Source organism: uncultured Shewanella sp. (assembly GCF_947495455.1).
Taxonomy (GTDB): Bacteria; Pseudomonadota; Gammaproteobacteria; order Enterobacterales; family Shewanellaceae; genus Shewanella.
On the sequence record NZ_CANLZC010000040.1, the window covers coordinates 37,794 to 45,018 of the forward strand.

The 7,225-nt window shown below is 40.9% G+C and carries 8 protein-coding genes; 3 read left to right on the forward strand and 5 right to left on the reverse strand.

Going from position 1 to position 7,225, the window contains the following annotated elements:
- Positions 1–28 precede the first annotated feature (28 nt).
- From Q0791_RS12065 to Q0791_RS12075, 3 genes are all read left to right on the forward strand, one after another.
- A complete protein-coding gene (locus tag Q0791_RS12065; protein WP_299006545.1) occupies positions 29–1,300 on the forward strand; it encodes a glycosyltransferase in 1,272 nt (423 codons plus the stop codon).
- A gap of 342 nt (positions 1,301–1,642) precedes the next feature.
- Positions 1,643–3,496, forward strand: a complete 1,854-nt coding sequence (locus tag Q0791_RS12070) for a DUF3131 domain-containing protein (protein ID WP_299006548.1) — start codon at positions 1,643–1,645, stop codon at positions 3,494–3,496.
- A 61-nt stretch (positions 3,497–3,557) separates the two neighbouring features.
- Positions 3,558–4,589, forward strand: coding sequence for a hypothetical protein (locus tag Q0791_RS12075; RefSeq protein ID WP_299006551.1), 1,032 nt, complete (start codon positions 3,558–3,560; stop codon positions 4,587–4,589).
- Positions 4,590–4,655: 66 nt separating this feature from the next.
- Here the strand turns inward: Q0791_RS12075 and Q0791_RS12080 are convergent, their stop codons facing one another.
- The 5 genes from Q0791_RS12080 to Q0791_RS12100 form a co-directional block, all read right to left on the reverse strand.
- A complete protein-coding gene (locus Q0791_RS12080; RefSeq protein WP_299006554.1) occupies positions 4,656–4,925 on the reverse strand; it encodes a hypothetical protein in 270 nt (89 codons plus the stop codon).
- 51 nt (positions 4,926–4,976) lie between these two features.
- Positions 4,977–5,177 carry a hypothetical protein gene (locus Q0791_RS12085; protein WP_299006557.1) on the reverse strand — a complete coding sequence of 67 codons (201 nt, stop codon included), beginning with the start codon at positions 5,175–5,177 and terminating at the stop codon, positions 4,977–4,979.
- A 598-nt stretch (positions 5,178–5,775) separates the two neighbouring features.
- A complete protein-coding gene (locus Q0791_RS12090) occupies positions 5,776–6,153 on the reverse strand; it encodes a helix-turn-helix transcriptional regulator (RefSeq protein ID WP_299006560.1) in 378 nt (125 codons plus the stop codon).
- Between the two features lie 35 nt (positions 6,154–6,188).
- Positions 6,189–6,527 (reverse strand): hypothetical protein, encoded by a 339-nt coding sequence (locus tag Q0791_RS12095; protein ID WP_299006563.1) that lies wholly within the window; start codon positions 6,525–6,527, stop codon positions 6,189–6,191.
- Positions 6,528–7,034: 507 nt separating this feature from the next.
- On the reverse strand, positions 7,035–7,225 hold a 191-nt coding region (locus Q0791_RS12100; RefSeq protein WP_299006565.1), incomplete at its 5' end, for a hypothetical protein.

Sequence of the window (7,225 nt, forward strand, 5' to 3'; positions counted from 1 at the left end):
ACTTGTTAACAATATGAAGGGATTCATTATGAGCAGTACATCAAGATTAGAGACACTGATTAAGCATGCCAATCAACATTTTGATTTAACAAATTCGAGTCATCAAGATCATTTACTTTCACTGGCAGATGCATTACTTGAGTTAAATGACATTTCATCCAGTCAACTGATCCAATTATCCTTACAGCCCAATACGCCTCTTGAGTTTCAACTTGCCGCTAAATTAGTGTGTTCGAGGCGCTATATGTTAACGATTAGTCAGCCCATTAATGTTGGCGTGGTGTATGCCATGTGGGGAGAGCATAATCGGCTGTGTCAAAAAACAGATCATAACCCTAATGGTGAAGATTCATTAAACACTAAGATTCGGCAATTAAATTGGGCATGTCAGGGCTCCATGGTGGACTGGTTCCTATATCCTGTGGATGATGGTTGTCCCTATAAAAGCTATGATATCGCTCAAGATATTGTCAGTAAGCATGAGGAGGGAAGCCACGTCAATGTACTGCATTTAAGAGATGGCTTGATTGAACATAATGGACCTTTAGCAAATTTAAGATCACCGGATGATTCCAGTAAAGGGGGAGCGATTATTTTTGGCTGCCTTAAAGCGCTTGAGCAAGAGATGGATGCCATTATTTATACCGATGCGGATAATTCTGTGCATTTGGGTCAGCTTGGATTAATTTTAGAGCCTTTTATAGAGCGAAATGTACAAGTGGTATTAGGTAACCGAAAGCATTCTCAATCTATTTTAGTGAAACAAGAGGAGCGCTGGGGGATTGGTATTAAAACCTTAAGGCATATGCAGCGCATGGTGGGCAGAGAGATTTTCTCAAAAGGGATCCATGATACTCAAGCGGCATTTAAATTATTTAGCCGAAATGCGCTTGCCATGATTTTGGCGGCACCAACTGTGTTTGATTTTTCTTTCGATACCGATTGGATTCTAGCATCGATGAAAGAACAATTGGTCATTGAAACGATCCCTTTTGCTTTTATTGATTCCGCAGCAGAGTCAGCCTCTGTGGTGCAAGGGCCGATGAGTACTTGGCTTATTTTATTAACGGGATTAGTCAAAGCCGTGCGAGCAAGAGAAATTGAGCATGATACTGGCATGGCAAAAGTGATTGATGAACATGTCAAAACGGTCAAAGATCTTGAGCTTATCATTGATTTATTACCGCCTGAGCTTAATGAAGTGCCTGATAGTGCCTTAGGGAAAAAGGCCTTGATGTCCCCCGAGTCTTTATCTTTGTGGTTGGCTCAAGTAAAAGCGGGGCAAGTGAGAATGCAATAAGGCCAAGTTGCTAAAAGAGTTATGGTAAATAGGTTATGTTAAATAGGATATGCTAAATAAGTTATGGTAAATGGGTTAAGGAAAGCAGTATGAGTAAAAAGGATTGGATGGTTGAATGTTAAGATAAAAGGATATATGACAGGCAAGGTATGATGATAACGCAAGTGAAAGCGGGATAAGTGGGAATGCAATAAGGGCAAGTTGTGAAAAGAGTTATGGTAAATAGGTTATGGTAGTTATGATAAATGGGTTAAGCAAAGCAGTATGAGCAAAAAGGATTGGATGGTTGAATGTTAAGATAAAAACATACACGACAGGCAAAGTATGAGGATAATGTATCAGATGGGAGGGGTTATCCTTGCAGTGATAATATTATTCACTATATTGCTCACAATCTCGTCCGCTATTGCAAAAGAAGCAAAAGACAATCCACCCACAGCTTTGCTCAATGAAATACCGAATTTTTCTCGCAGTGTGAGGCCTGTTTATCCTTCCTTAGCTCATGAGCCTCTTCCTTATTTACCCCACCCTTTAGTGATAATGGAGAAGCTGGAAGCGCCTTTCAGGTTGCTTTGGGAGATGCCTGAGTATTCAGTTGAATTAACGGAGGGCATGGTCACAACAGAATCAATTTCTGATATATCAAGCTCAATTGCCTCAAAACCATCAATGTCATCCATACGCAACCCAGCCATATTAACTGCAGAGAGAACTTCAGAGGCATTCAACACGGGTACAGCCAAAACAGTCTCCCCTCAAGGTGTTCTCAAGAAGGGGGCGTTTGCAGAGGCATCCAACACTGACACTAATATAGCAAAAACAGCTCCCCCTCAATTTTTTCCTAAGAAGGGGGCGTTTGCAGAGGCATCCAATACTGACACTGATATAGCAAAAACAGATTCACCTCCAGTTGTTTCTAAGAAGGCCGAGGGGGCAGAAGCTTCTAGTGAGCCACAAACGCTTCATTTTCAACGTCGAGCAGTGATCCCAACACAAGATCATTCTGCTCAAACCAAGACGAGTAAAGTTGCTTCTTCAGAGCTCAAAAAGTCCCCTGGATCTGCTATTACCCTTCCCCTCACAAGGCAAGAGAAATTGTTACTCAGTAAAGCGCAACGTTTTATGGATGATAACTGGAATGCGACTACAGGTTTTATTGATTCGGTGAATGGTTATACTCAAACGACGATGTGGGATCTCGGCAGTGCGATCAGTGGTATTTTAGCCTTAGATGCATTAGGGGTGACAGATAAGGGGCTGACACAGATCCGGCTTGAAAAGTTGTTAGCCACGTTAATGAGTATGCCTTTATACGATGATAAACTGCCCAATCGACAATATAATACCGTTACAGGGAAGCCCTCGGGTCCTTATAGTCAGTCCCGTTATCAGGGGAATGGCTGGTCTGCTTTAGACTTAGGTAGGTTGTATATTTGGCTGGAAGTCATCAAGCAGCAAAAGCCAATATTATCATCAAAGGTTGATGCCATTACTGATAAATGGCAGCTTGATTATGCTGTTAAAAATCAAACCCTTTTTGGAGTCAAGTTAACGTCGAAAGGGGAGCATTTTCGTCAAGAGGGCCGTTTGGGATATTTACAGTACGCGGCCAAAGGCTATCAACTTGCAGGCCTCAATGTAGACCGAGCCTATGATTGTGACAATTTAGGTGAGGTTGAGGTGGAAGGGGTGACCCTATTGCTTGATAAGCGTAATTTGCCATTTTTTACGTTAGATCCTTATCTGCTTTATGCCATTGAAGTGGGGTTGTCATCTGACTGCTGGTTCCAGCTTAACCGTTTATATCAATTACATAAACAGCATTATCAAAATGTGAATTTGCTGAAAGTGTATGCCGAAGATTCACTCAATCGAAGACCGTGGTTTTTATATAATAATATTTTTTATCAAGGTTATGCATGGTGGAGCGTGTCATCATCAGGGAAAAATGTGCCCAAAGAGGATACGCAAAGGTTCAGCAATAAAGCGGCATTTGCAATGAGCATGTTGTTTGATGATGACTATGCCAGATTATTGGCAGAACAAGTGGTCAAGCACAGTTTGAAACATCGACATGTTCCCACGGGAATATTTTCTGATGGTAAGGAAAATGTTGCTTATAATATTAATACTAATGCATTAATTTTAGTCAGCTTATGGTTTAAATCGAGAAACTACACTCCTATTTTGATGTGATTTTAGTCTGTATTGAGACATAACACATCATGAAACTGTGGCGATAAAATGATGACAATAAATGATGACAACAAGGGCTAGGGACGTTAAAAAACAAGGGCGATATTGGGGAAATCAGGTCACGTTATTAGCTGTCATTGCCCTAAGTGTTGCCAATCCTGTTCTTGCAAGCGGCCATCAAACCCAAATGGCCAAACATGCGCCTAAGCCTCAAGAACCTTCGTTAACGGCGGCTGGTGGCAATACAGATATTTCTCGAAAAGTGTCATCCTTTGATGAAGTATGGCAGGGGGTTAGCAGTTCGTTCGCCTTGCCTTTTTTCACTTGGAATGCCGATACGCCTTGGTATAAAAGGTGGAGTGGTAATATTAGTCTAGGTTACCCCTTGGCGGATACGCCAGAAGTGTTACCTGCTGGAGCGACGTCTGGGCCGAGTAATCAAAATAAAACGGCGACTTTATCACTGAAATATTCGATTCTAGGTAATTGGTTTATTTCAGGGACAGCCTATTATTATTTTGATGAAAATTTACAGCAGCCTTGGAATCCGGATTATACCTATGTGTTTGGTTACAGCGATTGGCGGCCTTATACCTTAAGCTTGCTGTACTCGAATTATGGCGGTAATCGATTTTCCCCTGAGCCGGGACAAAAAAGCACTGAATTTGGGCAAGGCACTTGGTCATTGGGTTGGAAGTTTCCTGTGGGGGAGCCTTGGAGAGATTGGTTTTCCTTTACCGAGGAAGGGGCTATTGGCTGTCAGTTAGATTACAACTATACGCCAGAGTTTTTTGATTTAGCCTCATCGGAATACCACACGGGTCAGCAGACCATCAGTTTAGGGTGTAAATATGCCATTATTGGTAATTGGTATGTGAATGGTACGGCATTTTATTACTTAGATAGCGGACAAAAACAGCCTTGGAACCCAGATTATACCTATGGTTTTGGCTATTTTGATTGGCGACCAGGCACCATCACCATACAATATAATAATTATTCTGGAAATCGTTGGAACAGTAGCGATCGAGGGGAAGACACGGGCCGCTTTATCGATGGTTCTATCAGTATCAGTTATTCTTTTACCTTTTAATTTTATTTTACAAGGTCAATGACGACAGAGTAATACTGTAGTGAGGGATGAGATCATCACATCAGGTTAGTTAAGCAGCTTATTGTGTTTATGCTGGACTTTGGTTTGGCAATGTGGGCAAATATAAGAGTGTTTGTGGATTTTTTCATGGCAAGCATGGCATTCAATGGTACGTCTGTTTTTACTCAATAAGATTAACACCAGCCCGATAGGCCCTAGTACATAGCCTAATAAAAAACCGGCAATCGTATTGCCTTTTAGGTGGCCAATGAGGGCCGATATCACCAATATTATTAAGTAAAACGTCATCCAAAAGGTGATGTTATCGATATACATTCTATGTTTGTCCTTAAGTGTCATGACGCCTTGCAATACACTTTTGGCTGGCTAAAAGTCGACGACATCATTGATTGTCCAGTCATGTTGCTCACGGCATAATGGACAAATGAAGCGATTAAACTGGCAGTCTTTGGGAAGAGTCACCTTGCCATGATCATTAAAGTGGTTGAACTTGATGCCTGTGGGTGTGGGCCTTAATTTATTGGGACAAATAATTTCAATGATCCTGCTGCTTTTCGTATCTTCCATTGTTCAACCTATCTAAATGACAAAATGCACGGTTTTTTGAGCATGACGCACTTTACAGATATAAAGTGTAATACAGATCAGGCGCACTTCAAGCAAAGGGGTGGATGATTGTGGTGAGTTTCAACAAGGCTCTAATTGAGAAGCGTTAACTGAGAATGGAATGAGTGAACAGGCTGAAATATTAGCGCGACTATAAAGAAGGCGTTCAACATTCTGTGTTAGCGATAACATTTAAATATCCAGTACGTTATCTAAAAAATAAATGGCCAGTTTCGATAAACATAAACTCCAATGGTGAATAGGCCTAGTCCATTCATCACTGGCGTATTTTATCTTTAGTGTGAAATGAAGGTGATTGTGAACATCTTTACTCTCTATTATCGCTACCTACATTCTAAACTTTCTTTATGGAATAAGAAAAACTTACCTACTCAATCGACAGTGAGCGGGTAAGTGCTATCAAAGCGTGAATGCACTGCATTCACGCCGAGATCGACGAGAGAATGACGTTTAGTGCTGCTTTAAACTTGTCTCTTCTCCCTTATAAAAGACATATCGCGGGATATCCCTTAGATGCTCCTGCATTTTTAGTGCTGTTTTAACGCTTATTCTTTGCTTTAGAAGTGGCATATTGCTCTCGGTATTGTTTAGGTGATACGCCATGATGTTGCTTAAACGCGGTGGAAAAGTGATTGGAATCTTTATAGCCCACGGCAAATGTAATATCAGCAATGGATTGCTGAGTGTGGATGAGTAATTGCGATGCTTTTTCCATGCGCTGCTGTTTAAGCCAATTGAGTGGTGTTGCACCGTAATGGGTTTTAAAGGCTAAAGACAGTTTATTGCGATTAGTGGCCATTTTGCTCACAACTTGAGTGAGGTTGACCTCATTGCTCATTTCTAAGAGCAAGTAGGCAGCGGTCTTCTCGGCCAGAGTGAGTAATGGATCGGCCTGTTTCGGTACTGCTTGATTCACACTGTGGTGTGCTTTTTCAATACAGGCTTTACAGGTTATTTTTTTTTATTGGCCGTTAAGCAAACCTGATCCACACGTAACAGTAACTCTGCTTCGATGAGGGGCGAGTAACATACATCAGTAATGTCAGTGGCTAAGAGTGATGTCCTTTTAGTGTGATCGAAGTCAGTTAAGGCCAGAACAGGCGGGAGAGTAGAGTAAGTTTGTCTTAAGTCTTTAGTGAGTGCCTTGATTACATAGGTCACATGCTCTGAGTGTGTTTGGGTGAGATCCATAATAATGAGTTCGGGTTGAATATGCGTATATTTTTGTAGGTTATCCCTTTCTATAATATGCAGTTCATAGCCTTGTTGACTGAGTGTTTGGCTTATCACTTTTACGTTGAGAGGGTTGACATTGAGGATGAATATTTTTTTTAAAATTCATTAGAAATTCCTTTTAATATTAGACCATTAGTGGTTGCCAATATTACTAACATGTTTATTTTAAAATATCTATTACATCTTGTTACATTTGAACTTCATTAATTTCATATACTTGCAGCATTGTTGGCCAGACTTGTGGGTTTACTTAGGTTGGATAGCTGTTCTTTCCTTATCGTCTCGAAATAATTAACTCCTTTGGAGTAGTACAAATGTGGTGCATAAATCCAAGATAGTTGTGCATTTTTCGAAGGCGGGTCTCAGGGGGAATATCCTATTATTTTCCCTGAAGCATGGATTGAATAAAAACTTGATGAGCGGTCATTGATTGATAAGTGAAGTGATTGAATGAGATAAGCATTCAAGATGGCGGAGCCTGTCACAAGGTTAAGGCAAAGCAGAAACAGACGACTGATTGAATGCTTGAGTGAGTTAGCCTAGCGCGGCTGAGTGACTGAATTAGTTGTAAAAATAATAGCCAAGAGCAAAAACTAGTAAAAACAATAGCCAATAGCCAATAGCCAATAGCCAATAGCCAATAGCCAAAAGGGCGGAGCCTGCACCTATGTCAGACCTTAGGTGTCCCCTTATATAAAGCAGCCACATCAAGGGTTTTGAGGTAAAATACTCCAAACAACCATAATAAGCTC

Bases quoted from the DNA above. Each gene is read 5' to 3' on its own strand.
- Q0791_RS12080 (WP_299006554.1), bottom strand. From the start codon at position 4,925: ATGTATATCGATAACATCACCTTTTGGATGACGTTTTACTTAATAATA.
- Q0791_RS12075 (WP_299006551.1), top strand. From the start codon at position 3,558: ATGATGACAACAAGGGCTAGGGACGTTAAAAAACAAGGGCGATATTGG.
- Q0791_RS12085 (WP_299006557.1), bottom strand. From the start codon at position 5,177: ATGGAAGATACGAAAAGCAGCAGGATCATTGAAATTATTTGTCCCAAT.
- Q0791_RS12070 (WP_299006548.1), top strand. From the start codon at position 1,643: ATGGGAGGGGTTATCCTTGCAGTGATAATATTATTCACTATATTGCTC.
- Q0791_RS12065 (WP_299006545.1), top strand. From the start codon at position 29: ATGAGCAGTACATCAAGATTAGAGACACTGATTAAGCATGCCAATCAA.